The organism is Stenotrophomonas maltophilia, assembly GCF_002799155.1.
In the GTDB taxonomy this organism is placed as follows: domain Bacteria; phylum Pseudomonadota; class Gammaproteobacteria; order Xanthomonadales; family Xanthomonadaceae; genus Stenotrophomonas; species Stenotrophomonas maltophilia_R.
Genome location: NZ_NERD01000002.1, coordinates 538,146 through 563,703 on the forward strand (window position 1 = coordinate 538,146; position 25,558 = coordinate 563,703).

Annotated in this window: 22 protein-coding genes and 1 pseudogene; 11 read left to right on the forward strand and 12 right to left on the reverse strand. The window is 67.5% G+C overall.

Annotation, left to right across the window (positions count from 1 at the left end):
• Positions 1–9: 9 nt before the first annotated feature.
• Positions 10–786: a DeoR/GlpR family DNA-binding transcription regulator gene (locus B9Y82_RS03025; protein ID WP_100471475.1), complete on the reverse strand. Its 777-nt coding sequence runs from the start codon at positions 784–786 to the stop codon at positions 10–12.
• Positions 787–946: 160 nt separating this feature from the next.
• Here B9Y82_RS03025 and smqnr point away from each other — a divergent pair, with 160 nt between their 5' ends.
• The gene (smqnr, locus tag B9Y82_RS03030) at positions 947–1,594 is read left to right on the forward strand and encodes a SmQnr family pentapeptide repeat protein (protein WP_100471476.1); all 648 of its coding nucleotides are present in this window, start codon (positions 947–949) and stop codon (positions 1,592–1,594) included.
• Between the two features lie 3 nt (positions 1,595–1,597).
• On the opposite strand, the gene B9Y82_RS03035 is transcribed toward smqnr, so the two are convergent.
• A complete protein-coding gene (locus B9Y82_RS03035; RefSeq protein WP_100471477.1) occupies positions 1,598–2,272 on the reverse strand; it encodes a class I SAM-dependent methyltransferase in 675 nt (224 codons plus the stop codon).
• 87 nt (positions 2,273–2,359) lie between these two features.
• Positions 2,360–3,058: a glutathione S-transferase family protein gene (locus tag B9Y82_RS03040; protein WP_100471478.1), complete on the reverse strand. Its 699-nt coding sequence runs from the start codon at positions 3,056–3,058 to the stop codon at positions 2,360–2,362.
• 115 nt (positions 3,059–3,173) lie between these two features.
• Between B9Y82_RS03040 and B9Y82_RS03045 the strand changes: the two genes are divergently transcribed.
• Entirely contained in the window at positions 3,174–4,118 is a 945-nt protein-coding gene (locus tag B9Y82_RS03045; RefSeq protein ID WP_100471479.1) for a LysR substrate-binding domain-containing protein, read from the forward strand.
• Here B9Y82_RS03045 and B9Y82_RS03050 read toward each other — a convergent pair.
• Positions 4,057–5,436: a PLP-dependent aminotransferase family protein gene (locus B9Y82_RS03050; RefSeq protein ID WP_100471480.1), complete on the reverse strand. Its 1,380-nt coding sequence runs from the start codon at positions 5,434–5,436 to the stop codon at positions 4,057–4,059. The genes B9Y82_RS03045 and B9Y82_RS03050 overlap by 62 nt on opposite strands.
• A 132-nt stretch (positions 5,437–5,568) precedes the next feature.
• Here B9Y82_RS03050 and B9Y82_RS03055 point away from each other — a divergent pair, with 132 nt between their 5' ends.
• From B9Y82_RS03055 to B9Y82_RS03065, 3 genes are all read left to right on the forward strand, one after another.
• On the forward strand, positions 5,569–6,432 hold the full coding sequence (locus B9Y82_RS03055; protein WP_100471481.1) for a DMT family transporter: 864 nt from the start codon (positions 5,569–5,571) through the stop codon (positions 6,430–6,432).
• A 155-nt stretch (positions 6,433–6,587) separates the two neighbouring features.
• Complete coding sequence (locus B9Y82_RS03060; protein WP_100471482.1) at positions 6,588–7,469, forward strand: SDR family NAD(P)-dependent oxidoreductase; 882 nt, start codon at positions 6,588–6,590, stop codon at positions 7,467–7,469.
• Between the two features lie 38 nt (positions 7,470–7,507).
• Complete coding sequence (locus tag B9Y82_RS03065; RefSeq protein ID WP_100471483.1) at positions 7,508–8,386, forward strand: LysR substrate-binding domain-containing protein; 879 nt, start codon at positions 7,508–7,510, stop codon at positions 8,384–8,386.
• Between the two features lie 13 nt (positions 8,387–8,399).
• Here B9Y82_RS03065 and B9Y82_RS20795 read toward each other — a convergent pair.
• From B9Y82_RS20795 to B9Y82_RS03085, 4 genes and pseudogenes are all read right to left on the reverse strand, one after another.
• Positions 8,400–8,537: pseudogene (locus tag B9Y82_RS20795) on the reverse strand (LysR family transcriptional regulator); the annotation flags it as partial.
• A 25-nt stretch (positions 8,538–8,562) separates the two neighbouring features.
• Complete coding sequence (locus B9Y82_RS03075; protein WP_100471484.1) at positions 8,563–10,656, reverse strand: TonB-dependent siderophore receptor; 2,094 nt, start codon at positions 10,654–10,656, stop codon at positions 8,563–8,565.
• Between the two features lie 99 nt (positions 10,657–10,755).
• Positions 10,756–12,141 (reverse strand): sensor histidine kinase, encoded by a 1,386-nt coding sequence (locus B9Y82_RS03080; protein ID WP_100471485.1) that lies wholly within the window; start codon positions 12,139–12,141, stop codon positions 10,756–10,758.
• On the reverse strand, positions 12,119–12,802 hold the full coding sequence (locus B9Y82_RS03085) for a response regulator transcription factor (RefSeq protein WP_100471486.1): 684 nt from the start codon (positions 12,800–12,802) through the stop codon (positions 12,119–12,121). The genes B9Y82_RS03080 and B9Y82_RS03085 overlap by 23 nt, the downstream gene beginning before the upstream one ends.
• A gap of 152 nt (positions 12,803–12,954) precedes the next feature.
• Here B9Y82_RS03085 and B9Y82_RS03090 point away from each other — a divergent pair, with 152 nt between their 5' ends.
• Positions 12,955–14,133: an efflux RND transporter periplasmic adaptor subunit gene (locus B9Y82_RS03090; protein ID WP_100471487.1), complete on the forward strand. Its 1,179-nt coding sequence runs from the start codon at positions 12,955–12,957 to the stop codon at positions 14,131–14,133.
• A 4-nt stretch (positions 14,134–14,137) separates the two neighbouring features.
• Positions 14,138–17,239, forward strand: a complete 3,102-nt coding sequence (locus B9Y82_RS03095; RefSeq protein ID WP_100471488.1) for an efflux RND transporter permease subunit — start codon at positions 14,138–14,140, stop codon at positions 17,237–17,239.
• Positions 17,240–17,509: 270 nt separating this feature from the next.
• Here the strand turns inward: B9Y82_RS03095 and B9Y82_RS03100 are convergent, their stop codons facing one another.
• Positions 17,510–17,914: a GFA family protein gene (locus B9Y82_RS03100; RefSeq protein ID WP_100471489.1), complete on the reverse strand. Its 405-nt coding sequence runs from the start codon at positions 17,912–17,914 to the stop codon at positions 17,510–17,512.
• A 171-nt stretch (positions 17,915–18,085) separates the two neighbouring features.
• Between B9Y82_RS03100 and B9Y82_RS03105 the strand changes: the two genes are divergently transcribed.
• Both B9Y82_RS03105 and B9Y82_RS03110 read left to right on the forward strand, forming a co-directional pair.
• Positions 18,086–19,060, forward strand: a complete 975-nt coding sequence (locus tag B9Y82_RS03105) for a DUF4105 domain-containing protein (RefSeq protein ID WP_100471490.1) — start codon at positions 18,086–18,088, stop codon at positions 19,058–19,060.
• Complete coding sequence (locus B9Y82_RS03110; RefSeq protein ID WP_100471491.1) at positions 19,060–21,084, forward strand: esterase/lipase family protein; 2,025 nt, start codon at positions 19,060–19,062, stop codon at positions 21,082–21,084. The genes B9Y82_RS03105 and B9Y82_RS03110 overlap by 1 nt, the downstream gene beginning before the upstream one ends.
• Positions 21,085–21,132: 48 nt before the next feature.
• On the opposite strand, the gene B9Y82_RS03115 is transcribed toward B9Y82_RS03110, so the two are convergent.
• A complete protein-coding gene (locus B9Y82_RS03115) occupies positions 21,133–22,554 on the reverse strand; it encodes an MFS transporter (protein ID WP_100471492.1) in 1,422 nt (473 codons plus the stop codon).
• Positions 22,555–22,583: 29 nt separating this feature from the next.
• On the opposite strand from B9Y82_RS03115, the gene soxR reads away from it, so the two are divergent.
• Positions 22,584–23,018 carry a redox-sensitive transcriptional activator SoxR gene (gene soxR / locus B9Y82_RS03120; protein WP_088024856.1) on the forward strand — a complete coding sequence of 145 codons (435 nt, stop codon included), beginning with the start codon at positions 22,584–22,586 and terminating at the stop codon, positions 23,016–23,018.
• A gap of 66 nt (positions 23,019–23,084) precedes the next feature.
• On the opposite strand, the gene B9Y82_RS03125 is transcribed toward soxR, so the two are convergent.
• Positions 23,085–23,687 (reverse strand): short chain dehydrogenase, encoded by a 603-nt coding sequence (locus B9Y82_RS03125; RefSeq protein WP_088024857.1) that lies wholly within the window; start codon positions 23,685–23,687, stop codon positions 23,085–23,087.
• 99 nt (positions 23,688–23,786) lie between these two features.
• On the opposite strand from B9Y82_RS03125, the gene B9Y82_RS03130 reads away from it, so the two are divergent.
• On the forward strand, positions 23,787–24,662 hold the full coding sequence (locus B9Y82_RS03130) for a LysR family transcriptional regulator (protein WP_100471493.1): 876 nt from the start codon (positions 23,787–23,789) through the stop codon (positions 24,660–24,662).
• Between the two features lie 60 nt (positions 24,663–24,722).
• Here B9Y82_RS03130 and proC read toward each other — a convergent pair whose 3' ends face one another.
• Positions 24,723–25,544 (reverse strand): pyrroline-5-carboxylate reductase, encoded by an 822-nt coding sequence (proC, locus tag B9Y82_RS03135; RefSeq protein ID WP_100471494.1) that lies wholly within the window; start codon positions 25,542–25,544, stop codon positions 24,723–24,725.
• Between the last annotated feature and the right edge of the window lie 14 nt (positions 25,545–25,558).

Genomic DNA, 25,558 nt, shown 5'->3' on the forward strand with positions numbered 1-25,558 from the left:
GCGGTACGGTCAGGGAGGCGTGGGGTGCACCGCGATGCCGGCGGCGCGGAAGCGTGCGGCCAGCGCAGGCGGTGCCGAGGTGGTCAGGACCAGGTCGTCGATCTCGTCGAGGCTGGCAATCTGCCAGTTGCCGCGTGCACCGAGTTTTTCAGTGGTGGCGGCGACGATGACGCGGCTGCTGCACGCCACCATCGCGCGCTTCAGCGTGGCCTCTTCCGCATCCATCGCCCACACGCCGGTGTCGCCGTCCACCGCGCAGGGGCCGGGCAGGTACACGTCGGCCCGCAGGCGCTGCACCTGGGCCAGTGCTTCGGCGCCGACCGCACCACCACCGTTGGCCAAACGCCCGCCGATCAGCTGCACCGAGGTGCCTTCGAGCATGCTGGCGGCGGTGGCGATCTGTGGCGCGTTGGTGATCACCGTCAGGCCGAGGGCGGCCGGCAACTGCTGGGCGACCGCCAGGTTGGTCGAGCCGGCGTCGAGCAGTACCACCTGGCCGGGCTGCAGCAGCGCGCAGACGCGGGCGGCCAGCTCGGCCTTGTCGCCGCGGTCGCGGGTCAGGCGCTCGCGCAGCGGGCGTTCCTTTGGCGGCGGCAGCACGGCGCCGCCGTAGACGCGCTGGCACAGGCCTTGTGCCGCCAGCTCGCGCAGGTCGCGGCGGATCGAATCTTCGGAGATGGCATAGCGGCGCGCCAGCTCGGCGGCGACCACGCGGCCCTGCTGGCGCAGTTCCTCAAGGATCTGCTGGGTGCGCTGGGCGGGGAGGGGGCTGGGATCGGAGCTCATGACGCAAGTCTGCACGTTTGTGCATTAACGTGCAACAACGTGCATTTGGCGGGAGTGGACACAGAACGGCTGGATTGCCGGTGAACCGGCCCGCGCCCGGCGTCTATGGATCACCTTTGCGGCCCGGCATCATGGCGGGGCCCTTGGCGTGGAATCCACGATGTCCCCCACCGTTCACCGCAAGCTGCGCATCGGCGCGGACCAGTACACCGGCCAGAAAGTGGTCGACCAGCAGTTCCATGAGTGCGACTTTTCCGGTGCCGACCTGACCGCGACCGAGTTCATCAACTGCAGCTTCTACGACGCCGACAGCCGCGCCGGCTGCCGCTTCAATGGCGCCACGCTGAAGGAAGCCAGCTTCCGCAGCTGCGACATCAGCATGTGCCATTTCAGTTTCATCAAGGCACTGGGCCTGGAGATCAGCGAATGCCGCGCGCAGGGCGCGGATTTCAGCAACGCCAGCTTCATGAACCAGGTCACCACGCGCAGCTGGTTCTGCAGTGCGTTCATCAAGAAGTCGAACCTGCGCTATGCCAATTTCTCGCGGGTGACATTGGAGAAGTGCGAACTGTGGGAGAACCGCTGGGATGGCGCGAACCTGAGTGGCGCCAGCTTCGCCGGTTCGGATCTGTCCGGCGGCCAGTTCGAGGGCATCGACTGGAACAGCGCCAACTTCACCGACTGCGACCTGACCCGCTCGGAGCTGGGCGAGCTGGACCTGCGCAGCACCAACCTGCGCGGCGCCACGCTGGACGTGCAGCAGGTAGCGCTGTTGATGCAGCGCATCGGCATTACCGTAGTGCCGTAGGCATCATCCGGCGTACGCCACCCAGCCCTTGAAGCTGAAGCCGGCATAGAACAGCTCGATGCTCTCGAAGCCGGCTTCCTGCAGCAGTGCCACTTCCTGTTCGGGAGCCAGCAGCGGCAATCGCTCGGCAATGGCCTCGATCGCGCGCTGAGCATCGGCGTGGGCAACGCCAGAGGCTTCGGCGAACGCTGCGTAGCGCTGCAACCAGCGCAGCTTGCCGGCCGGATCCTGCGGCACGCTGTGGTGCGCCAGCACCAGCGGCGCGCCGGGCTGCAGGCGCCGGTGCAGTTCGCGCAGCGTGTGCAGGCGCTGCGTAGCGTCGAGGAAGTGCAGGGTCAGCAGGCAGCTGGCACCATCGAAGCGCACGTCCGGGGCATCGTCGATGTAGCCTTCCAGCAGCTCAACGCGTGCGTTCAACGGGCCCAGCGTCTGCTCGGCCAGGGCCAGCATCGGCGCGGCCGGGTCCACGCCCAGCAGCTGCCAACCCGGTTGCGCCTCGGCGAAGGCTTTCAGCTCCAGCCCGCCACCGGCACCGAGTACCAGCACGCGGCCCTGCGCGGGGACACGTTCGGCCAGCAGCAGACGGCTCATCTGCTGCAGGGCGAGGAAACCCGGCACCTGGCGCAGTGGCGCTTCGGCATAGCGGGCCACCGCCTGCGGATCGGAGAACGTGGACATGCGCGGATTCCTGCGGCGGGGGACATACCACTGTAGCGCGGCGCGCAAGAGGCATTGCGCGCCGCTGCCGCACGGGCAGGACAGGGATCAGGCCGCCGCGGCCCCGAGTACGTCCTGCAGTCGTACCTCGCCGAGGAAACCACCGCTGCTGGTTGCCGGCTGCTGCGCCTCGATGGCGTGGGCGAACTGCACGCCGGCGTCGTCCTGCAGGCGCTCGAACAGCTGCTGCACCCTGGGGAACTCGCGACGATCAACCACCTGGTGGTAATCGTTCCAGCGCGCGATGCCGGCGAAGTAGGCATCGGCGAAGCTGCGCTGTGCGCCCAGCAGCCACGGGCCCGTGCCGATCATCTGCTCCAGTGCCTGATGTGCGTGGCGGACCTTGGTCGTGCCGTACGTACGCAGCGCTTCACCTTCGGCACCCTCCGCGTGTTCCAGTGCATGCCAGAGCGGGGCGTAGGCACCGAAGAAGCTGGTGTTGAGATAGGCCAGCCGGTGGTTGAGGCGATCGAAGCCGGGCGTGCCCTGTGCGAAGCCCAGGCCCTGCGCGATGCCCTTCGCGGCCAGATGGTTGAGGATGGCCAGGCTTTCGCTGAGCAGTTCGCCCTGCGCGGTGCGCAGGGTCGGGGTTTCGCCCAGTGGATTGAGGCGGCGGTAGTCTTCGCCCTGCACCTGGCCGGGCATGTCGATGCGGCACAGCTGGTAAGGCTGGCGCAGCCACTCCAGGGCAACGATGGAGCCGAACGAGCAGCCCGAGGGCACGCCGTAGAAGAGGATCGGGGTCATGGCAGGTTTCCGGTTCAAGCCGCGATGCGGCGGGTGAGGAAAGCGTGCCTGCGTGGACATTGCCCCGGAAGCCGTCAGAATGGCATCCTGAAGTCCACATCTGTGGACGTTGCGCATGCTCAATCTCAACGATCTGGCCCTGTTCGTGACCGCAGTGGAGCAGGGCGGGTTCGCGGCTGGTGGCCGCCATCTGGGCTTGCCGCGCTCGACCCTGAGCAAGCGCGTGGCGCTGCTGGAAGAACACCTCGAGGTGCGGCTGCTGCAACGCAGTTCGCGTCGCTTCGCGTTGACCGAGGTCGGCCAGGCGTTCTTCGAACGCGCACGCACGGCCCTGTCTGAAGTGGAGGCCGCCGAGGCCATCGTCCGCGACCGCCAGGCCGAACCCAGCGGCACCGTGCGCATCAGCGCTTCGATTCCGGTGGTGCAGGGCGAGCTCGCCGCGTGCCTGCCTGCACTGGCCCGCCGCTATCCACGGCTGCGGATCGAAGTTGAAGCAAGTGATCGTTTCATCGATCTGGCTCAGGAGGGCATCGACATCGCCCTGCGCAGCCACTTCGGTCCGCTGCCGGATTCGGGGTTGGTGCAACGCGCGTTGGGGAGCGAACGCATCGTGCTGGTCGCGTCCCCTGGCTATCTGGCAGCTGCACCAGCATTGGTGGCACCAGAGCAACTACGCGCGCATGCCGGCCTGCTCACCGCGCGCCACGCCACGCGATGGACGCTGCACGGCCCCGACGCCCGCACCGTGCAGGTGGAGCCGCAGGTGGCAATGGTCGGCAATGAATCGCAGCTGCTGATCGCGGCGGCCGAGGCGGGCCTTGGCATCACCGTGCTGCCCTACAGCCTGTGTGCTGCGGCTCTTGTGGCCGGTCGCCTGCAGCAGGTGCTGCCGGCGTGGCATGCCGGCGAAGTGACCACCAGCGTGCTGCTGCCACATCGTCGCGGCCAGTTGCCAGGCGTGCGCGTGGTGGTGGATGCGCTGGTCGCGCATTACCAGCTCAACGCAACTCCCGCGCCAGCACCTGCCAGATCCGTGCGTCCTGGCACTGCGAAACGTTGAAGCGCAGATAGTCGGCCGCGCGCTGCGACTGGCTGAACGCGTTGCCCGGCGCCAGCACGATGCCTTCGCGCAGGCACTGCCGCGCCAGCGCGGCGGCATCGCGGCCATCCGGCAGTTGGCACCACAGGAACAGTCCGGCTTCTGGCTGCAGCCACGGCGTGATGCCAAGCGTGTGCAGCTTGCGCAGCGTGTGCCGGCGCGCATCGGCCAAACGCGAACGCACCGATTGCATGTGGCGTCGGTAGCCGCTGTCGGTCAGCGCGATGTGCATCAATTGTGCGGCCAGATGGCCACCGCCGAAGCTGGTCGCCAGCTTCAGGTCGGTCAACGCCTCGATCCAGTCATGGCGCGCAGCGATGTAGCCGCAGCGCGAGGCCGCCGACAGCGTCTTGGAAAAACTGCCGACGTGGATCACCCGTGACAGCCCATCGAGTGCGGCCAGGCGCGGTGCCGGCTGCAGTTCGAAGTCGGCGAAGATGTCATCCTCGACGATGATCAGTTCGCTGCGTTCGGCCAGGCCCAGCAAGCGATGTGCGGTGCTGGCCGAAAGCACCGCACCGGTCGGGTTGTGCAGGCCGGAGTTGGTGATGTACAGCCGCGGCGAATGGTCCTGCAATGCGCGTTCGAACGCTTCGAGGTCCGGGCCGGTGGGCGTGTACGGCACACCCACTGCCTGTACCTGGTGCGCCTTCAGCAACGCGTGGTAATTGAAGTAACTTGGGTCATCGACCAGCACGCAGTCGCCGGGCTTGAGCAGGAAGCGGCAGATCAGGTCGACCGCGTGCGTACCGGATTCGGTCAGCACGATCTGCTCCATCGGTGCATCGATGCCCAGCGTAGCGCTTCGCCGTTGCAGCAGCTGGCGCAACGCGGGCAGCCCGAGTGGGCCGGCGTAGTCGGCCAGATGCATGGCATCGGCGCGCGCCAACCGACGCAGGCCGCGCCGCACGCCGTCGTGGTACAGCCAGTCACTGGGCATCCAGCCGCACCCGGGCTTGAGGTGGCCCGGCGGGGTTTCCAGCGACTGCCGCGACACCCACAGCGGGTCCACGGCGCGGTCCAGCCGGGGCTCCATCTCGGCCAGTGCCAGCGGTGCGGCGGGCCCGCTGACGTAGAAGCCGGATCCTGCGCGCGCAGTGATCAGGCCTTCGGCCGCGAGGCGCTCGTAGGCTTCGACCACGGTGGAGACCGACACTCCCATCGCAGCCGCCTGCGCGCGCACCGAAGGCAGGCGGGAGCCGGGACCATCCACGCGTGCGGTGATGCGGTTGCGGACGGCCTGGATGACCGATTCGATGCGGGTAAGCGGACGTGACATGGCAGCACTGTAGTGGAAGTGTGGGCAGTACAGTTATTTGGGACTGTACTGGATTGTAGCTGGGGTGGTTCCGCGCTGGATGCTTCCATACAGGCTCCGCCAGGCGTCGCCCGGCACTTCAGGATTACAGGCGTGGAACGGTCGGCGAGTGGTTGGATCAATGGCTTCATTGGTGTGGTGATCTTCGCAGGCTCATTGCCGGCCACCCGTCTGGCGGTGCTGCAGCTGGATGCGGGGTTCGTCACCGCCGCCCGCGCCACCATCGCCGCTGTGCTTGGCCTGGGGCTGCTGGTGCTGCTACGCCAGCCGCGGCCGCGACGTGGCGACCTGCCGGGGTTGCTGGTGGTTGGCCTCGGCGTTGTGGTCGGCTTTCCGCTGCTGACCGCGCTGGCCCTGCGCCATGCCTCATCAGCGCACACCATCGTGTTCCTGGGCTTGTTGCCGCTGAGCACCGCGGTATTCGGCGTGCTGCGCGGTGGCGAACGGCCGCGCCGGGCGTTCTGGTTGTTCTCGTTGCTGGGCAGCGCCTGCGTGGTCGGCTATGCAGTGCGCAACGGCATCGAGGCGTCATTGCAGGCCGACCTGCTGATGCTGGCGGCAATCGTGGTGTGCGGGTTGGGCTATGCCGAAGGCGGCCGGCTCGCCCGTCATCTGGGCGGCTGGCAGGTGATCAGCTGGGCGTTGCTGCTGGCGTTGCCGGTGATGCTGCCGTTGGCAGTGCTGATGCGCCCGGCCTCGTTCGCGGCAGTCGGCGCTTCGGCGTGGTGGGCGCTGGGCTACGTGGCGGTGTTCAGCATGCTGATCGGTTTCCTGTTCTGGTACCGCGGGCTGGCCCAGGGTGGCATCGCCGCTGTTGGCCAGCTGCAGTTGCTGCAGCCGTTCTTCGGCCTGGCCCTGGCCGCGCTGCTGCTGCACGAAGCGGTCAGCCTCAGCATGGTGCTGGTGACCGTGGTCGCGGTGATCTGCGTGGCAGGCGCGCGCCGCTTCAGCCGCTGAAAAAAGGGGACGGAGGGGATTAAGTCGCAACTGACCCTGCTGTGCCTGAAGCGACTTAATCCCCTCCGTCCCCTTTTCTTGTGATAGCGCGGGCGTATCGTGGGCGGTGGTCAACGGTATTGGCCGGGGCGGTGCGCTTGGCTGAAGCTGTGCCGATGCAGCCAATTTCTCGTATTTCCTTCGAGGGCCAGGTGGGCCTGGTGACGGGTGCCGCCGGAGGACTGGGCCTGGCCTACAGTCGCTTGCTGGCCGAGCGCGGTGCGCAGGTGCTGATGCATGACATCGGTGCTGGCACCGACGGCCGCGGCGCCGATCCGCAGCGCATCCTGCGCAGCGTCGAAGCGTTGCAGGCGCGGGGGCTGACGGTGCAGGCCGCAAGCGGTCCCATCGATCATCGCGCCGGTTGCCATGCGCTGGTGCAGGAACTGCTGCAGGCTCACGGCCGCATTGACTTCCTGATCCACAACGCGGGCTGGGTCGAGTACCAGGCGCTGGAAGTGATTGAGGACGAGGCGCTGGAGCAGATGCTGTGCCTGGCGGCGAAGACGCCGCTGTGGTTGGCGCAGGCGGCGTGGCCGGCAATGCGCGCGGCGGGTGGTGGGCGCATCGTCATCACCACCTCCGATCGCGCGCTGTATCCGCAGTACGCACAGCGCGGGCTGTCCGCTTACGCGATGGGCAAGCTGGCCGCGCTGGGCCTGGTCAATGTGCTGGCGCTGGAAGGCGCCGGGCATGGCATCGTGGTCAATGCGGTTTCGCCGGTGGCGAAGACGCGCATGTGGGGCATCGAAGGTGAGCCGGACGAGCTGCATCCTGATGCGGTCGCGCAGGGCGTGGCCTATCTGGCATCCACGCGCTGCCAGGAGGGAGGGTGGGTGCTGCGCGCGAGCAACGGGCAGTTCCATGCACTGCGCCTGCAGGAAGCGGAGCATGTGGCCTACCCACGGGATCTGCGCGCGGTGCCTGCCGACAGTATTGAATCGGTCGCGCTGCAGTGGCCTGCCATCGCGCGTGCCAGCATGGACGCGCGCAGCTGAGCGCGTACCCTAGGCAGGTTCCCACTGCCTGCACCGAGATGATCGACCTGCGCCTGCTACGCCAGTTCGTGGCCGTGGCCGAAGAGCTGCATTTCCACCGCGCCGCCGCCCGCCTGCACATGTCACAGCCGCCGCTGACGGCGGCGATACGACGGCTGGAAGACGCGCTTGGAAGTGAACTGATCGTGCGTGGCAACCGTACCCTGGGCCTGACCGTGGCCGGGCAGACGCTGCTGGTGGAGGCGCGGGCAACACTGCAGCAGGCGGAGCAGGCACTACAGCGCACCCGTGAAGCCGCCGCCGGGCAGTCTGGCAGCCTGCGCGTGGGTTATGTCGGCAGTGCGCTGTATGGCCGGTTGCCGGGCTTGATCCGCCGCTTCCGCCAGCAGTACCCGCAGGTGCAACTGCATCTGCAGGAGGCGACGTCGCGCCAGCAGCAGCTATGGCTACGCGAGCAGCGCATCGACGTCGGTGTGCTGATCCCACCGATTCCCGCCGCCGAGCTGCTGCTGCACGACTTCGACCACGATCGCCTGGCGATTGCGCTGCCGCGTGCACACGCGCTGGCCAATGTGCCGCAGGCCAGTGTGGCGATGCTGGCAGACGAACCGTTCGTGTCGTGGCCGGCGGGCGAGGGCATCGGCTTCCATGCACAGGTGCTGGGTTTGTGCACCGTTGCGGGCTTCACCCCGCGCGTGGTGCAGGAAGCGCAGGGCATGCATGCCGTGCTATCGCTGGTGGCGGTCGACGCCGGCGTGGCGATCGTGCCGGCCAGCATGGCCAGCTTCCGTCCGCAGGAGATCGTCTATCGCGTGCTGCAGGGCGAAGCAGCGCGCTTCAGCCTGCAGTTCTGCATGCGCCCGGAACAACTGTCGCCCGTGCTGGGCAATTTCCTGCAGATGGCGGGTGCGAACTGATCCTGTGGATCCGCTATGCGGGGTCGCCGCGGAACAGGTTCGCAACGGCATAGTCGATGAACACCCGCAGGCGTGCACTGGGATGGCGCCCACCGGGCCATAGCAACGAGAACTGCCCTTGGTGCGTGGGCAGTGCAGGCAGCAACTGCTGCTGCGGTGGTCAGCGCCGGCAATGCTCAGAACCGATAGCTGATGGTACCGGTCACTACGCGCGGGTAGCCGGCGAAGCAGTCGCCGAAGGTACGGCACGGTGCGTAGTAGCGCTTGTCGGTGAGGTTGGTGATGTTCAACGCCATCGTCCAGTCAGTCACCTGTACTTCCACCAATGCGTCTGCCAGCGTGTAGCTGGGGGTGATGATGCGCCCGCCATTGCCCAGCGACACCGTATTGCCGACGTGGCGCACACCCAGGCCCAGGCGCAGGCGTGCGGCATCGTCCAGCTGGAAGCCCTTCGAAACCCAGGCCGAGGCCAGGTCCTGCGGGGTGTCGTTGAGGCGCTGGCCGACTTCCAATGCGAAGTTGCTGCGGCTGACCTCGGCCTCGTTGCGCGCAACGGCAGCGGTGATCGTGAGGTCGTTGGCGAACTGGAACTGGCCTTCCAGCTCGATGCCCTTGGAGCGGATCTGCCCGGTCTGCACCACGTTCAACACGTTGTCCGGGTCGTTGGTCTGCCGGTTGGTTTCGATGATGCGATACGCTGCCATCGTCAGCAGCAGGTTGCGTGCGGGTTGCCACTTGATGCCTGCCTCGCTCTGGCGGCCACGCATCGGCTTGAAAGCCTGGCCGAACAGGTCCTGGCCAGTGACCGGCAGGAACGACTCGCTGTAGCTCAGGTAGGGCGACACCCCTGCACCCAGTTCGCCAATCAGGCCGGCGCGATAGGTGGTGGCGTTGTCGGTCTGGCTGGGCTGCCCCTCTGTCTTCGAGCGTGCATGGTCGCGGCGCGCGCCCAGTACCAGCGAGACGCGGTCGGCCCAGCGGATCTGATCCTGCACGTACAAACCCAGCTGGGTGGAGGTCTGGTCGGGTTGGCGGTCCCAGCCACGGACCGTCGGCGCCACCGATACCGGGGTGTAGATGTCGATCGGCGTGCCGGTGGCGTCCAGCCGCTGCAGCTGCTCCTTGTACTGGCTGTAGTCCACGCCGGCCAGCAACAGATGCTGGAAGGCACCGGTGGCGAAGTCGAACTGCAGCGCATTGTCGGCGCTGAAGATCTGCACGTCGGGGCGGGTGCCGTAGGCCGTGCGGTTGACCACGCGCCGCTCGGCGTCGATGAAGGGATCGGCCGGGTTGCTGTAGCTGTCCACGTACATCTGCTGCAGCGTGGTCCTGCCATCGATATAACGCACCGCCGAGCGCAGGCTGAGCGTGTCGCTGAAGCTGTGATCGAACAGCGCTGTCAGGCTGTACACGCGCGAGTCGATGCGGTCGAAACCAGGATCGCCGATGAAGGTGGACGGGTCGAGGCGGCGTCCGGGCGGGGCCAGCAGGGTCGCGGCCAGCGGCAGGAACTGCTGGCTGGAGCCGGTCCTGTCGTGCTGGTAGCTGGCCAGCAGGGTCAAGGTGCTGCGTTCGCCGCGCCAGCTGATCGACGGTGCCAGATAGACGCGGTCATCCTTCAATACATCGGTCTGCATGTTCGATTCGCGCACCAGCCCGACGAAGCGGCCGGCAAGCGTACCGGCATTGTTCAAGGCGCCGCCGATATCACCCTGCAGCTGCCTGCGGTCGAAACTGCCGAGCTGCACGCCGACCTCGCCGTTGGGGGCGCCGAAGGTCGGGCGCTTGCTCATCGCATTGATGATGCCGCCGGTGGCGCCGGCACCGTACAGCACCGAGGACGGGCCGCGCAGTACTTCCACACGTTCCAGGCCATAGATTTCCGGGCGGGCGAGGGGGCTGAACCCGTAGCTGCGGCGCAGGCCGTCCTGGTACTGCACCGGGTCCAGCCCGCGCACCGAGGTCGCATCGTTGCGGGTATCCAGGCCCCAGGCATCGGCGGTGACGCCGGCGCTGTAGCGCAGCACTTCCTGCAGGTTGTGTGCGCCGCGATCGGTGAACAGCTGCTGGGTGACCACGCTGATCGCCTGCGGTGTCTCGGCCAGGGCGGTGTCGGTCTTGGTCGCGGTGCTGGCCCGCTCGGCCACCACCGTTACCTTGTCCAGAGTGCGCGCCGCCGGGTTGTCCTGGGCCTGGGTGATGGCCGAGGCCAGCAGGGGGGGCAGGGCAAGCGTGTACAGCAGCGGGCGGCGCGGCGACAGGGCGGGCATTGTCAGGAATCCGGGAAGGGCGGTGACGGCGGATTATCCGGATGCCCGCTCACAAATACAAATGATTCCCAAATGCGATTGTGTCGTCCGGGCGCTGTGTCAGGGCAGGCCGTCGGTCGCGCCGCGGATGCTCATCCAGGCGCCGCCGCCGGGGGCGCTGCCGGCACGGACACGGAAGCCGTGAAGGCCGGCGATGGCGGCCACGATCGACAGGCCCAGGCCGAATCCTGGTCCCTGGCTGGCGCTGCTGGTGCCGCGGAAGAAGCGCTGGTAGATCAGCGTGCGGTCCTGTGGCGGAATGCCTGGCCCGTTGTCGATCACATCGATCCTCGGGGCGCCGTGATCATCGACTGCACGCAGCAGGATGCGGCCGTGTGCCGGGGTGAACTGCAGGGCGTTGGACAGCAGGTTGGCCAATGCTTCGAACAGCAGCTCGCGGTCGCCACGCAGCGGGCCCAGCTTCGGGTCCACCTGCAGCTCCAGCAACTGCTGCTTTTCCTCGGCCAGCGGCAGATAGAACTGGTGCAGTTCCTGCAGCAGCTCGGTGATGTCGACCGCGTCGAAGGCCGAACGCCGCTGGTGGCTCTCCAGTTCGGATACCCGCAGCAGCGCGGCGAAGCGCGCCATCAGCATGTCGGTCTCGGCCAGCGCTTTGTCCAGTGGAACAGCGTGCGGGTCCCGTTCTTCCAGGCCTACGCGCATGCGGTACAGGTGGGCACGCAGGCGGGTCAGGGGCGTACGCAGATCGTGGGCGATGCTGTCGCACACGCCCTTGACCTCGGTCATCAGCTGTTCGATGCGCTCCAGCATGGCGTTGACGATGCTGGACAGCCGGTCGATCTCGTCGCGGCGGCTGGAGACCGGCAAGCGCTGGCCAAGGTCACCGGCCACGATGCGGTTGGTGGCCGCTTCGATCTGCTGGATCCGCTTCAGCGGGCGCCGGCGCAGCAGATGCCAGCCCACCAGGCCGGGAATGACGGTCAACGACACGCCCCACAGCAGTGCATCGAGAATGATGCTGTTGACCGCCATGAGCTTGCCATTCTGGCGCACGAACACCAGCGTCCGCCCATCGCGGGTCACCACGCCGAGTGCGCTGCCACCGCTCTCGTGGGGACCATCGGCCAACGTCCAGCCGTCCACCGGATGCGAATTGCCATCCAGCGGCAGCCCCTCGGGAATGGCGGCCAGTGCGCCAGCCATCGGCATGCCGGTGTTGTCGAACAACCCGTACGTATAGACCTGGTGCAGGTCGAAGCGTTGGCTGTCGCGCAAAGCTTCATCCAGTGCCGGCCCGTCGAAGCTCATGAACAGGTGGGCGCGCTGCTGCAGTCCCGATTCGGTCAGGTCACTCAGGTAATCCGAGATGCGCCAGTACATCACGCCCAGCAGCAGGCTCGACCACGCCACGAACAGGATGCAGTACAGGCCCAGCAGTCGGCTGCTGGAGGAACGCCAGTGGTCAGGATTGCGCGTCGAAGACATAGCCGGTTCCACGTACGGTCATGATCGGCTGCGGCCGGCCAGGTTGTTCGATGCGCTTGCGCACGCGGCCGATATGCACGTCGATCAGGTTGGTGCCCGGATCGAAGTGGTAGCCCCAGACTTCCTGGAACAGCATGCTGCGGGTGACCACCTGGCCGGCGTTGCGGACCAGGAATTCGAGCAGCTTGAACTCGGTCGGCAACAGCGCGATTTCATGCCCGCCGCGTCGCGCCGAACGGGTCATCAGGTCCAGTTCCAGGTCACCGGCGCGCAGCACGTTGTCGATGGCGCCGGTCGAGCCCTGGCGCCGGACCAGCACTTCCACGCGTGCGGCCATCTCATCGGAGGCGAACGGCTTGGTCAGGTAGTCATCCCCTCCCGCACGCAGGCCGCGCACGCGCTCATCCACGTCAGACAGGGCACTGATCATCAACACCGGCGTGGTGATGCCTTCACGGCGCAACCGGGTGACCAGGGCCAGCCCGTCGATGCCGGGCAGCATGCGGTCCAGGGTGATCACCGCGTAGTCGCCTGTACGTGCCATCGCCAGGCCGTTGCTGCCGTCGCTGGCAACGTCCACGTCGAAACCGTGGCTGCGCAGTTCGGTGGCGATTTCCTCTGCGGTGACAAGATCGTCCTCGATGGTGAGTACGCGCGGCATGGGCCAGTGTGCAGAGTGGGACAGGGGCATCGTCGCAATCGCGGGCAGCGACTGCAAATGAAAAATGTTTCATGCGCCATTTAGCAGGATCGTGCCGCCGCGTCTTCTATATTCGGCGCCGAACGCTCCCCCACGCGTGGAACCTGCAGCCGATGATCCTTCCGAATTCCTCCCGTGCTTGCCGCGCCTGGCGGCTGCCGCGTACCGCGGGCCTGCCGCTGCTGGCGCTTGCCCTGGCCGGCCTGCTCAGCGCCTGCGGCAAGGACGCGCCCAAGCCTGCCGCCACGACGCCTGAGGTGACGGTGCTGACCCTGCGCAGCCAGCCGCTGGCACTGCAGCAGGAATTGCCTGGGCGCAGCGTCGCCTCGCAGGAATCGGATGTGCGCCCGCAGGTGGATGGCGTGCTGGTGAAGCGGTTGTTCGAGCAGGGCCAGTGGGTGAAGGCCGGGCAGCCGTTGTTCCAGATCGAGCCCGCGCTGTACCAGGCGGCGCTGAACGAGGCACAGGCCAACCTGAAGACGGCCGAGGCCGCTGCGGTGACCGCGCGCCTGCGGGCGCAGCGCATGCAGGCGCTGGGCAAGGACCAGTTGGCCGCGCGCCAGGACGTGGATGATGCGGTGGCCAGCGACCAGCAGGCCGCTGCCGCCGCGCAGGCCGCACAGGCGGCACGTGACACGGCCAGCACACGGCTGGGGTTTGCCACGGTGACTTCACCGATTGCCGGGCGCATCGGCCGCGCGCTGTTCACGCCGGGGGCGCTGGTCACCTCAGGCCAGGCCGATCCACTGGCACGGGTGCAGCAGATGGACCCGATGAACGTGGACATCACCCAGTCCAGCAATGAGTACCTGGCACTGCGCCGCGCCATCGCCGACGGTGGCGTGCAGGCCGATACAGCGCCGGTGCGGCTGCGCCTGTCCGATGGCACCGACTACCCGTTGCCGGGCACGCTGGAATTCGCCGACGTGGACGTTCAGCAGGAAACCGGCAGCATCACCCTGCGCGCGCGTTTCCCCAATCCGGACGGGCAGCTGCTGCCGGGCATGTACGTGCGCGCGCTGGTGGGGCAGGGTACCCGCCAGCAGGCGCTGCTGGTGCCACAGGCTGCGGTCGATCGCAGCCCCAAAGGCGAGGCGCAGGCGTGGCTGGTGGACAAGGATGGGAAGGCACGGCTGCGCCTGTTCCGCACCGCGCGTGCGGTGGGCGATCAGTGGCTGGTGCTCGATGGCCTTTCCGCCGGTGAGCGGGTGGTGGTGGCCGGCGCGCAGGGCCTGGCCGATGGCATGGCGGTGCGGGTGAAGCCTGCGCCGGCGCCGGCCGGGAAGGACTGAGCAGATGCTGCCGCGCTTTTTCATCCATCGCCCGGTATTCGCCTGGGTCCTGGCGATCTGCATCATGGCCTTCGGCACCATTGCAGTGACCCAGCTGCCGGTGGAGCAGTATCCGGACATCGCGCCGCCGCAGGTCAACATCACCGCGAACTACACCGGTGCCTCGGCGCAGACGGTGGAGGACAGCGTCACCCAGGTGATCGAGCAGCAGATCAAGGGCATCGACCATCTGCTGTATTTCTCATCCACCAGCTCGTCATCGGGGCAGGCGCGCATCACAGTCACTTTCGACCAGAGCGCCAATCCGGATATCGCCCAGGTGCAGGTGCAGAACAGCGTCAACCAGGCCATCAACCGGCTGCCGCAGGAAGTGCAGCAGCAGGGCGTGACGGTCGCCAAATCCCAGGGCGATTCGCTGATGGTGGTCTCGCTGTACGACACCAGCCGGCGCATGGAGCGCGTGGACGTCTCCGACTTCCTGGTCAGCAACGTACAGGACCCGATCAGCCGCATTCCCGGCGTGGGCGAGATCAACGTGTTCGGCTCTGCCTATGCGATGCGCGTCTGGCTGGACCCGCACAAGCTGCGCGCCTACGACCTGATGCCGTCGGACGTGCGCACAGCGATCCAGGCGCAGAACACGCAGGTGACGGCGGGCGAGCTGGGCGCAATGCCGTCCAGTCCGGCGCAGAGCCTCAACGCCACGGTGACCGCGCAGTCGCGCCTGCAGACCCCCGAACAGTTCCGCGCGATCATCCTGCGCACCCTGCCCAATGGCGCGGCGGTGTTGCTGGGCGACGTCGCACGGGTCGAGATCGGCGCGGAGAACTACCAGACCAGCAGTTATCTCAATGGCTATCCGGCGGCCGGTTTCTCGGTCACCCTGGCCTCCGGTGCCAACGCATTGGCCACTGCCGACGCGGTGCGCGCGGAGATCGAACGGCTGCGGCCGACCTTCCCGCCGGGGCTGCAGGTGGCTTATCCGCGCGACAGCACACCGTTCGTGCGGGTCTCGATCGAGGGGGTCATCCATACCCTGGTCGAAGCCATCGTGCTGGTGGTCGTGGTGATGTTCCTGTTCCTGCAGAACCTGCGTGCCACGTTGATCCCGGCAATCACGGTGCCGGTGGTGCTGCTGGGCACCTTCGGCGTGCTGGCGGTCGCCGGATTCACCATCAATACGCTGACCCTGTTCGCGATGGTGCTGGCGATCGGCCTGCTGGTCGATGATGCGATCGTGGTGGTGGAGAACGTGGAGCGCATCATCCACGACGAGCATCTGTCGCCTCGCGAGGCCACCGAAAAATCGATGGGCGAGATCACCGGCGCGCTGATCGGCATCACCGTGGTGCTGGGCGCGGTGTTCCTGCCGATGGCCTTGTTCGGTGGTTCCACCGGCATCATCTACCGGCAGTTCTCGATCACGATTGCATCTGCCATGGCATTGTCGGCGCTGGTGGCGCTGACGCTGACCCCGGCGCTGTGCGCGACCCTGCTCAAGCCGTCTTCGGCGCAGAAACCGCAGGGCCGCTTCTTCCGGGCGTTCAACCGGGGCGTCGAGCGCAGCCAGTTGGCCTACCAGGGAAAGCTCGGTGGCGTCGTTACCCGGCCGCGGCGCTGGATGGCGTTGTACCTGCTGCTGGTGGTCGCCATGGTCGCGCTGTACGCGCGCATGCCCACCGGCTTCCTGCCGGTGGAGGACCAGGGCCAGGTGACCTTCCAGTTCTCCACGCCGGAAGGCACGCCGATGGCACGTACCGAAGCGCTGGGCGAGCAGATCAGCCGCTACTTCATGGAGCACGAGAAGCAGAACCTGGATGTGGTGTTCGTAGTGGTCGGCCGCAACAATGCCGGTACCGGCCAGAACGCCGGGCAGGGCTTCCTCGCACTGAAACCCTGGAATGAGCGCACGGGTGACAACACCGCTGCGGCGATCATCACGCGGGCCAATGCCTACTTCCGCAGCCTGCCCGATGCCAGGGTCAACGTACTGGCACCGCCGGCGGTGCGTGGACTGGGCCAGTCCAGTGGTTTTGAACTGTGGTTGCAGGACACCAGCGCGGCCGGACGCGTGGCGTTGCAGGCGGCGCAGGAGCAGGTGGTGCGTGCGGCCGGCGAAGACGACGGGCTCACCTCGGTGCGCCTGAACGGCCTGGGCGACAAGGCCGAGCTGCGGCTGGACATCGACCATGCGCAGGCCAGCGCGCTGGGCCTTGCGCAGGCCGACATCAATTCCACGCTGTCGGCGGCCTGGGGCGGCAGCTACATCAACGACTTCCTCGACCGTGGCCGGGTCAAGCGGGTCTACATGCAGGGTGATCAGCCCTACCGCAGTGTGCCCGACGACATCGGCCAGTGGTATGTGCGCGGTGGCAACGGCCAGATGGCGTCGTTCGCCAGCTTCGCCAGCAGCCACTGGGCGCGCGGCCCGCAGCTGCAGCAGCGCTTCAACGGCCTGCCGGCGATGCAGATCCAGGGCAGTGCCGCCGAAGGGCGCAGCTCGGGCGAGGCGATGCAGCGCATGCAGGCGCTGGTTGCCGATCAACCCGGGTTCGACCTGCAGTGGAGCGGCCTGTCCTACCAGGAACAACTGGCCAGCAACCAGACATTGTGGCTGTACACCGCCTCCATTGCCTTCATCTTCCTGTGCCTGGCAGCGCTCTATGAGAGCTGGACGGTGCCGGTGGCGGTGGTGCTGGTGATCCCCCTGGGTGTCATTGGTACCGTGCTGGCGACCACCGTGGCCGGGTTCGTCAATGACATCTATTTCCAGGTCGGTCTGCTGACCACCATCGGCCTGTCGGCCAAGAATGCGATCCTGATCGTGGAGTTCGCCGAAGCCCGCTATCGCGCTGGCAGTTCGGCGGTGGAGGCGGCGCTGCAGGGCGCGCGCCTGCGCCTGCGCCCGATCGTGATGACATCTCTGGCCTTCGTGGCCGGTGTGATTCCATTGGCGCTGGCCACCGGTGCGGGTGCGGTCAGCCGCCGCGAAATCGGCATGAGCGTGATCGGCGGCATGGTCTCCGGCACCGTGCTGGCGGTGGTGCTGGTGCCGCTGTTCTTCGTGCTGGTACGCCGCCTGGGCCGGTCGCGGCCGCAGGACTGAGTGGGGGCGCGGCTGTCATCTGGCTGCCGCGGTACCCTCACCCGTTCTTTGCCCAGGCGTCGCTAACGTAGGTCGTCCCCGTCCCCCACGGAGACCCGCCATGTGGCTGCTTGACCATCTCTGGCCCAGCCGTAGACCGCTTCCTCCCCCGGTTGCGGACGCACCGCAGGGGCCGCCACGCCGTCCCTGGCTGAAGCGTCCGGCGCGGGCCGGGCGCAGCGGCATGGCGCCCTGGCAGAAGGTCGCCACGCCGCTACGGCGCACGCGCCACTAGCCGGTGCGGTCGGCGGGGTGGTTGACCCCGTCGTTGACCGGGATCACACCCAGCGCGAACGGGTCGATGCCCTCCAGGCAGGCCACGTTGTAACCGTACTGTTCCGGGTTGGAGCGGCGCCGGTGATGGGTGTAGATGCCGCACACGCCGCAGAAGTAGTGCTCGGCCACATGGGTGTTGAACTGGTACAGCTGCAGGTGGTTCTGTCCGCGCACCACCTGCAGGCCCGCGCGGCTGACGCTGGCGGCAATGGCCCCCCGGCGGCGGCACATCGAGCAGTCGCAGCGGCGCGGGTCGACGATGCCGTCCGGCAGGTCCAGCAGCAGTTCGACCGTGCCGCAATGACAGGTGGCGCGGTGCTGGGGTTGGACCGGAACGCCGGCCACGGAAGTAATGCCCATCGTTGCTCCTGTGAGGTGAATCCGGCCGCATGGGCCGCCGCCGACGGTGCGCCGGCGTGCCTGAACGGGCCGTAGATGCCACCGTGAACCGGCTTGTGGCTAACTATGCGGCTTCGGGACCGCACCAGGATGCCAGTGAAAGCCGCAGGACGTTGGATGACAGGAAGTGCCATGGCGCTGGCAGCGCTGTGGGTGACCGGGCTGTTGGCCTATCAGATGCCGGGGCCGGGTTGGCTGGCCAACGGCGTCGCCGGGCTGTGGCTGCTGGTTGCGCTGTGGGCGTCATGGCGGGTCGCGCGGGGCCGCGCCTCGTGCCGCCTGGGCCTGGCGTTCGGTGCATCGCTGGCACTGGCCGGCCTGTGGTGGCTGCTGCTGACCCCTCGCCAGGACCGCATATGGGCCGATGACGTGGCCCAGCGCCTGCATGTGGTGTCCTTCGATGGCCGCCATGTGGTGCTGGACAACGTGCGCGACTTCAGCTGGCGCAGCGAAACCGACTACGACGCGCGCTGGGTACGCCGCGAGTACGATCTGGACCAGCTGCGCTCGGCCGACCTGGTGCTGTCGTACTGGATGGGGCCGGCGATTGCCCACACCCTCATCTCATTCGGTTTCGAGGATGGCCGCCACGTGGTGTTCTCGCTGGAGATCCGCAAGGAGCGTGGCGAATCGTTCTCGGCGCTGGGTGGCTTCTTCCGCAAGTTCGAGATGACCCTGGTGGCCTCGGAAGAGACCGATATCATCCGCACCCGTACCAACGCGCGCGGCGAGGATGTCTACCTGTACCGCCTGCATGGCATGGACCGCGCGCAGCTGAAGGAACTGTTCACCGCCTACATCGCGCAGGCGCGTGAGCTGGATGCGAAGCCGGGCTTCTACAACACGCTCACCAGCAACTGCACCACCATCGTCTTCGACCTGGCCCGGCACATTGCGCCGCGCCTGCCGCTGGACTACCGCCTGCTGCTGTCCGGCTACCTGGCCGAGTACGCGCAGGAGGTCGGTGCGCTCGCTCCGGGTGTGCCGTACGCCGAGCTGCATGACAAGGGCCGCATCACCCAGCGTGCGCTGGACCAGGGTAGCGGCGACCACTTTTCCACCGTGATCCGCCAGGGCGTGCCTGGTACCGAGCAGGACCCGCAGTAATGACCCGACTCTTCCTGATCCGCTGGCAGCGCGCGCTGCCGGTGTTGTTCGCCGCCTTCCTGCTGCTGGGCAGCAGCGGCTGCGCGATGGTGACCGTCAAGCAGGTCACGTCCAGTGATTCGCTGGTCAACAAGCGTGCCGACGTGCTCAACACTGGCAAGCTCAGCCCGGCCGCGCGTGAAACGCTCAGCGCGGCGGGCCTGGACGAATCGCAGTGCGAGAAGGACTTCCTGGTCTGCCGCAGCACGCTGCTGATGACTGATGACCTCAATGTCGAGCAGCGGCTGTCGGCGCTGTCCGAGCTGTGGGTGAAGGCTGCACTGGCGCTGACGCCGAAGAAGACCACCGCCGGCGATCCGCCGATGAGCGATGCAGCGCTGGACGCCTGGCTGGAAGCCGCGCGCTATGCCTATGCCTACCTGTTCTACAGCGGGCGTTCGCCGTCCGACCGCGCCTTCGAAGACCGGCAGACGCAGGTGCGCGACTACTACAACTACGCGGCCGAGAAGGCGGCAGTGGTGCTGTTCGTGCGCGCACGCGCCGCTGCGCTGGCGGGCGAGGACTATACGAAACCGCTCACGGTCGGCAGCTGGTCGCTGGCCTCCAACTACCAGCAGTTGAACCTGAAGAGCATTCCTGCGCAGCTGGTGCCGGCCGGCACGGTCAGCTTCGTCGGCCTGCGCAGTACCTATCGCCGCGATGGCTTCGGTGCCGAGCTGGTGATGGTGATGGATCCGCCCAAGCTGGTTGCGCCGGTGATCGCACCGGATGGCCCGAAGGCCGAAACCACGCAGGACGACGAGGGCGACGAGCGCCGTGGCCGCCGCCATCGCCATGATGATTCGGTGCCCGAGTTCAGTGAGATGTCCTCGATCAACGTCACAGCGCTGTTGCGGTTCGAGGGCAGCAGTCTCGAAGACGTGATGCGCACGCGCCGGGTCGAGCTCGATGCCTATTCGCCGGAAGCCACCGAGCGCATCACCCTGCATGGAGAACAGGTGCCGCTGGCCGGCAACTTCACCGCGGCTTACGGCCTGTGGCTGGCGCAGAGTGGCTTCGCCCGGCAGTCACTGCGGACGCTGTTCGGCATGAGCGAAGGCATCGGCGAACCCCACATCTACCTGATGCAGCCGTGGGACCCGAACCGCCGCATCATCTTCATGCTGCATGGCCTGGCCAGCAGCCCGGAAGCGTGGGTGAACCTGGCCAACGAGATCATGGGCGATCCCGAGCTGCGCCAGCAGTTCCAGGTGTGGCAGGTCTACTACCCCACCAATGCCCCGATCGCGTTGAACCGCTACGAGATCGCCAACGCGTTCAACGACACGCTCAAGCATTTCGACCCCAACGGCAGCACGCGTGCGTCGAAGGACATGGTCTACATCGGCCACAGCATGGGCGGTGTGCTGGCCCGGCTGCTGGTGAGCAACTCCGGTGATGTACTGTGGAACGACCTGCTGGCCAATTACGATCTGAAGGGCGAGCGCCTGAAGCGCGTGCAGACCAAGCTGGGGCCGCTGCTGCACTTCAAGGCACAGCCCAACGTGGAGCGCGCGATCTTCATCGCCGCGCCGCACCAGGGCACCGATATCGCCGGTAACAAGGTCGGTCGCCTGATCGGTCGCCTGGTGCGGCTGCCACTGACCATCCTTGGCAAGTTCGAGGATGTGTTCATGGCGCTGGCGCAGGCCGAGCAGCAGGTCGACGGTACCGCCAAGCCGAAGATCCCCAACAGCATCGACAACCTCAAGGCCAGCGATCCGTTCGTGAAGGCCACCGCGCAGTTGCCGATCGAAGCAGGCCTGAAGTACCACTCGATCATCGCCCAGCGCAAGCCGGAGCTGCCAGTGGAGAAGTCCGATGATGGGCTGGTGCCGTACTGGAGCGCGCACCTGCAGGGCGCGCTGTCGGAGAAGGTGATCATTTCCGGCCACAGCGTGCAGGAAACCCCGCAGGCGGTGCTGGAAGTGCGGCGCATCCTGCACCGGGACATCGATGACACGGGGGCCGCTGCAAATCCCTGACCGCTACGCTCGCCGGGTCGTGCCCGGCGGAAGCGCAATGCTGGGCCCCTACACCCGCCGTGCGATCACCGTAGCCAGCACGGCCAGCCCGCAGGTGATCGCCAGGCACAGCAGGTAGCCCGTGTGCGGCGCGCTTTCCACGAACATGGCGAACAGCGCGCCGGAAACCGCCAGCGCGGTGGCCACCGACAACGCCTCGCTCAGCTGCAGGGCAGAGGTATTGGTGCCCTGCTCATGCGGCGCTGACAGCGACAGGGTCAGCACCGACAGGCTGGCGTAGATCATGCCCATGCCGAAACCGGTCACGGCCCAGCCAACCAGCGCGACCGGCAATGGCATCCGCTTGAACAGCACTGCCAGCGTTGCGGCGATGCCGACCGTCATCATCGCCGTGCCAACGCGCAACAGCTGCTGCCGTGACCAGCCGCGCTGCTGGTGGCCCTGCAGCCAGGAGCCCGCGAACCAGCCCAGCGCACCGAGGCTGAGCACCGCGCCGGCCCAGCTGGGCGAGAGTCCACGTTCGCGCTGCAGCAACAGCGGCAGATAGGCCTCGCAGGCGAAGAAGGCCGCTGCAGCGATGCCGCGCAGCGCGATCACGCTGGGCAGGCCGCGGCGCAGGACCAGTGTTCCGGCCGGCAGCAGCCGGTGCACGCAGAACAGCAGCGCCAGCATCGCCACACCGATGCAGGGCAGGGCGGCCATGCCCTGTTGCTGGCCACCGACGTAGAGCAGCAGCGCGGCCAGCGAGGCACCACTGGCCCAGCGCACCACGTTGCTGCGCTCGCCATCGTTGCCGACCGCATCGGGGGACTGCATGCGCGCCAGCGCCGGGCGCAGCAGCAGTGCGGCCGGGACGGCCAGCAGCGGCACCGCCAGGAACACCCAGCGCCAACCGAGGTGCTGCACGATCAGGCCGCTCAGTGCCGGGCCGACCATCGAGGGCACCACCCAGCCAGCAGAGAACGCCGCGAACACCTTCGGTCGCAGGTGCTCGGGATAGCTGCGGCCAACCATCACGTACAGCGAGACCGAAATCGCGCCCGCACCCAGGCCTTGCAGCAGGCGCCCCGCTACCAGCGTGCCCATGCGCATTGCGAAACCAGCCAGCAACAGGCCCAGCACGAAGCAGGCCAGGCCATACCACAGTGGCCGTGCCGGGCCCTGGCGGTCGGCCCAGCGACCGGCCAGGGTCATGCCGATCACGCTGGTGGCCAGGGTGCCGCCGAACGCCAGTGCATACAGGCGCAGGCCGTCCAGCGCCTCGGCCACGGTGGGCATGGCGGCAGCCACCGCCAGTGCCTCGAAGGCGTGCAGCGCGACCAGCGCCACCATGCCGGCGGTGGTGGTGCGGTAGCGCGGGGACAGGATCGAAGTATCGGCCGGCGCGATGGTGCCGGCGGGAGGTACGCTCGGGGTCATACGGGTCAGGTGCGGGCCGCGCTTGTCAACAAGCGGCGAAGATAGCAGCATGACACCTCAACAACGGTTGAGGTCAAGCAATGGTGTCCCAGGAGCTGAGCGTGGGCGAAGTCGCCGAGCGCAGTGGCGTGGCGGTTTCCGCGCTGCATTTCTACGAGCGCAAGGGGCTGATCAGCAGCCTGCGCACCTCGGGCAACCAGCGCCGTTACAGTCGCGATGTGCTGCGCCGGCTGGCGGTGATTCGTGTGGCACAGCGGGTCGGCATGCCGCTGGAAGCGGTCGGCCGTGCCTTCGAGAGCCTGCCCGAAGGCCGCGCGCCAACCAAGGCCGACTGGGCCAAGCTTTCCGCGCGCTGGCGCACCGAGCTGGAAGAGCGCATCCACATGCTGCAGCTGCTGCGCGATGAACTGACCGGCTGCATTGGCTGTGGCTGCCTTTCGCTGCAGCGCTGCCGCCTGGCCAACCCGGGCGACGTCCTCGGCGAACGCGGCGACGGCCCGATGCGCTGGGAGTGAAAAAGGGGACGGAGGGGATTAAGTCGCAAGTGCACAAACGACTTAATCCCCTCCGTCCCCTTTTTCTTACCAGACCGTGATCGTCTCGCCGCTCTGGATGCCTTCCACCGCACGCTGGAAGGCCAGTGCCGCGCGCTGTGCGCTCACCGCTTCAAAGCCGGGGAAGTAGGGCGCGTAGGCGGCCATCGATTCGATCAGCACGTTGGGGCTGACCACGTTGATGCGCAGGCCGCGTGGCAGCAGTTCCAAGGCGGCTGCACGCACGAAGCCTTCCAGCGCGGCATTCACCGAGGTGGCGTTGGCGCCATCGCGGATGGGCTGTGCGCTGACGATGCCGCTGGTCAGGGTGATCGAACCGCCGGCGCTGAGATGGTGTTGCGCGGCCAGTGCCAGCCGCACCTGGCCCAGTAGTTTGTCCTGTAGTCCAAGGTTGAACTGCTCGGGCGTCATCTCCTGCAGCGGGCCAAAGTGCAGCTTGCCGGCGGTGGAGACCACGGCATCGACCGGGCCGGTACGCGCGAACAGCTCGGCGACACTGGCGTCATCGGTCAGGTCCACGCGCAGCTCGCCGCTGCGGCGGCCGGCGGCGAGGATCTGATGCTGCTGGCCGAGCTGGCGGGCGACTGCCTGGCCCAGGGTGCCGCTGGCACCGACGAGGAGGATCTTCATGGCCGTTCCTTGCGAGAGGGGGATGCGCGCAGTCTGCGCCCTCACATCCGGGTTAGGTAAGCTGCGCATGCTTCGCAGATCCCTAACTCTGGATTAGTAATGGATACCCTTCGATGCATGCGGGCCTTCATTGCCGTGGCCGAGCGTGGCAGCTTCGCCGGCGCCGCCGAACAGCTGCAGGTTTCGGCGGTGATGGTGGGCAAGTACATCCAGCAGCTGGAGTCCCACCTGGGGACCGCGTTGCTGCAACGGAACACCCGCCGCCAGCGCCTGACCGAGGCCGGCAGCGCCTACCTGGCCGGCTGTCGGCAGGTGCTGGAGCAGGTGCAGCAGGCCGAGGCCGATGTCGCCGGCCTGCAGGTGCAGCCACGTGGCCTGCTGCGGGTCAGCGCGCCGACCACCTGGGGCAGCTGCGTGCTGGCGCCGGTACTGTCCGGGCTATTGCGTGAGCAGCCGTTGCTGGACATCGAACTGGACCTGAGCAACCGTCGCGTGGACCTGATCGAGGATGGCTTCGACGTGGCGATCCGGGTCGGGCCGCTGCCGTCACAGGAAGTGGTGGCGCGGCCGTTGCCGCCCTACGCGATGAGCCTGTGCGCGGCGCCTTCCTACCTGCGTCGGCGCGGCATGCCGCGCACGCCGGCGGATCTGGCGGGACACGACTGCCTCAGCCATCTGGCCTGGCGTGGTGGCCATGGCTGGCAGCTGGCCAACGGGGAACAGGTGGATTGGGAGGCGCGGCTGGCCTGCAACGACGGCCTTGCGCTGCGCGAGGCTGCCGTGGCCGGAGCAGGGCTGGTGCTGCAGCCGACAGCCCTGCTGGCTGGCGAGATCGCGGCCGGGCGGTTGAAGCCGTTGCTGCGCGACTACCTGCCCGAACCGCGGCCGATGAACCTGATCTACCTGCCGGATCGACGGCCGCGCCCGCGGCTGCAGTGCTTCGTCGATTTCGTCATGGCCACGTTGGGACGGTGATCATCGGGGGGGATGGGGTCAGATCCCTTTGCCTCGGCAAAGGGATCTGACCCCAGGAGATCAATCATTCGCCGCAGACAGTTCCTGCCCGCGCACCTGCGCGGCGCGCAGCGCGGTATCCACCAGCGCCTCGAAACCGCCGGCCTGGAAGCTCTCGATTGCAGCCTGGGTGGTGCCGTTGGGCGAGGTCACGCGACGGCGCAGCTCGGCCGGGCTTTCACCGGCCTCATCAAGCATGCGCGATGCACCCAGCAGGGTCTGCACCACCAGCGTGCGCGCGGCGTCGGCCGGCAGGCCCTGGGCGATGCCCGCCGCTTCCATTGCTTCGGCCAGCAGGAACACGTAGGCCGGCCCGCTACCGGACACGGCAGTGACCGAATCCATCAGCGCCTCGCGCTCGATCCACACGGTACGGCCGGCACTGGCCAATACCTGTTCGGCCTGCGCGTGCTGCTTAGCATCCACCGACGGCGTGGCGAACAGGCCGGTCACGCCGGCGCCGAGCAGGGCGGGCGTGTTGGGCATTGCACGCACCACCGGCAGGTTGCCACCCAGCCAGCGTTCCAGCTGCGCGCTGGTGATGCCAGCGGCAATGGATACCACCAACGGCCGATTCGCCTGCGCCAGTGCCTGCAGCGACTGGCAGACCTCGCGCAGTACCTGCGGCTTTACTGCCAGCAGCCAGGTGCGGCCCTGTGTGGCGGCATCGGCGGCGTTTTCGTGTACCTGCACGCCGAAATCGGTGGCCAGCGATCCGCGCAGTGCGGCCACCGGTTCGGCCACGTGGATGTGCGCGGCCGGCACGCCCTGGCGGATCAGGCCGGCGATCAGGCTGCGCGCCATGTTGCCGCCGCCGATGAAGGTGATGGAATCAGCTGCCATGGAAGTCTCCTTGG